3 protein-coding genes are annotated in these 2095 nt (G+C 74.6%); 1 reads left to right on the top strand and 2 read right to left on the bottom strand.

Annotated features, from left to right (window positions below; translation table 11 throughout):
• Both AB0G02_RS36740 and AB0G02_RS36735 read right to left on the bottom strand, forming a co-directional pair.
• Positions 1-790: PfkB family carbohydrate kinase (locus AB0G02_RS36740; RefSeq protein ID WP_360804064.1), on the bottom strand; the 790-nt coding region annotated here is incomplete at its 3' end.
• 34 nt (positions 791-824) lie between these two features.
• Positions 825-1733, bottom strand: a complete 909-nt coding sequence (locus AB0G02_RS36735; RefSeq protein ID WP_360804061.1) for a pseudouridine-5'-phosphate glycosidase — start codon at positions 1731-1733, stop codon at positions 825-827.
• A 31-nt stretch (positions 1734-1764) separates the two neighbouring features.
• Here AB0G02_RS36735 and AB0G02_RS36730 point away from each other — a divergent pair, with 31 nt between their 5' ends.
• The gene (locus tag AB0G02_RS36730; protein WP_310314493.1) at positions 1765-2013 is read left to right on the top strand and encodes a DUF3039 domain-containing protein; all 249 of its coding nucleotides are present in this window, start codon (positions 1765-1767) and stop codon (positions 2011-2013) included.
• The last annotated feature ends 82 nt before the right edge of the window (positions 2014-2095 follow it).

Raw genomic sequence — 2095 nt, 5'->3', positions numbered from 1 at the left:
ACGCGCCGGACACCCACGCCGCCAGCCGCCCCGCGTCGAACGCGTCACCGGCGCCGGTCGAGTCGACGCACTCCACGTCCTCCGCCGGCACCGACACCACCCCGTCGGCGTCCACCCAGCTCGCGCCGTCCGCGCCGGACGTCAGCGCCACCGCGCCGACCACGTCCAGCAGCCCCGCCGCCGACGCCGGTTCGGCCGAGCCGGTGAGCGCCACCAGCTCCTCGGTGTTGGGCAGCAGCAGGTCGACCCCGCGCACGTCGTCCAGGAACCCGTCGTAGATCAACGCCGACGACTGCGGGTCGACCGACGTGGTCAGCCCCGCCTCGCGGGCCGCCCGCAGGACCGCCAACCCGGCGGGCCGCGACGACGCGTCCAGCAGCACGTACCCGGACAGGTGCAGGTGGGACGCGTCCCCTAGCAGGCCCGGATCCAGGTCGGCGGGGGAGAACCGGGCGTTCGCGCCCCGGTCCGGCAGCATGCTGCGCTGACCGGTGTCGTCCACCAGCACCACCACGCAGCACGTGGCCGCCTCGGTGTCCACGGCGAACGCGCACCGCACCCCGGCCGACGTCAGCTCGGCGTGCACCTGCCGCCCCGCCGAGTCCGCGCCGACCCGCGCCACCAGCACCGGCGCCGCGCCGCACGCGGCCAGCCACACCGCCGTGTTCGCGCCCGCGCCACCCGGCTCGATGGTCACCGACGCCCGCGAGTCGCCGCCGTGCACGATCGGCCCCGCGTGCCGGGCCACCACGTCCAGCCCGGCGTCACCGACGACCACGATCCCCTTCACGACGCCCGCTCCGGCACCGTGCCCGTCGGTGACGTCACGACGCCAGCTCCACGGCCACCGCCGCGGCCAGGGAGGCGTTCGACACGACCAGCGCCTCGTTCGCGTCCAGGCTCACGCCGCCGCTCGCGGTGTGGAAGTGCTCCAGCAGCACCGGCGTGACCTCCTTGCCCTGCACGTTGCGCTCCCGCAGCAGCTCCAGGCCCTCCGCCAGCAGCCGTTCGTGCAGGTCGGCGTCCATCTCGAAGTCGGCCGGGATGGGGTTGGCCAGCAGCACGCCCGCCGACCCGGGCACCCCGCGGTGCGCCGCCACCACGGCCGCCGCGTCCCGCGCCGAGTCCACCCGCCACGGCACGCCGAACTCCGACTCGCGCCGGTAGAAGGCGGGGAAGCGGTCCGTGCCGAAGCCGATCACCGGCACCGACCGGGTCTCCAGCAGCTCCAGCGTCGCGCCCATGTCCAGGATCGACTTCACGCCCGAGCACACCACCAGCACCGGCGTCGTGGCCAGCACGTCGAGGTCCGCGGACACGTCCCACGTCTCCCGCGCGCCCCGGTGCACACCGCCCAGACCTCCGGTGGCGAACACCCCGATGCCCGCCGCGTGCGCCAGCGCCGCCGTGCTCGCCACCGTGGTCGCGCCGTCGCGCTTCAACGCGTACGCCGCGCCCAGGTCCCGCCGCGACAGCTTCACCAGGTCGTTGGCCGGGTCGCAGACGTAGTCCAGTTCGGCCGGGGTCAGCCCGACCTTGGGCACACCGCCGAGCACGGCGATCGTGGCGGGCACCGCGCCCGCTGCGCGCACCACGCCTTCGAGCCGTTCGGCGACCTCGCGGTTGCGGCCGGGCGGTAGCCCGTGGGACAGGATCGTGCTCTCCAACGCGACCACCGGCCGGTTCTCGGCCAGGGCGGATCGGACCTCTTCGGTGACGCTCGGCGTACTCACGAGGGGCCATCATCCCAGGTACGCTGTCCGCGTGAGCACGCAGACTCTGCCCGAGGTGGAGACCCGGCCGGAAGGCACGGACCACACCGGGGACGACACCCCGAAGATGTTCCACTACGTGCGCAAGGCCAAGATCGCGGAGAGCGCGGTGATGGGCACGCACGTCGTGGCGCTGTGCGGCGAGGTGTTCCCGGTGACGAAGTCCCCGAAGCCGGGCTCGCCCGTCTGCCCGGAGTGCAAGAAGATCTACGAGGGCCTGCCCAAGGGCGGCGGCGAGTAGACCTCCTCCGCACCACCCCCGGCGCCGCACCACCCGGTCGGCGCCGGCCGATCAGCCGGGAAGCCTCCGCCCGCGTGACGCG

It is taken from the genome of Actinosynnema sp. NPDC023658 (assembly GCF_040639995.1).
In the GTDB taxonomy this organism is placed as follows: Bacteria; Actinomycetota; Actinomycetes; order Mycobacteriales; family Pseudonocardiaceae; genus Actinosynnema.
This window is presented reverse-complemented; position numbering and strand designations above follow the sequence as displayed.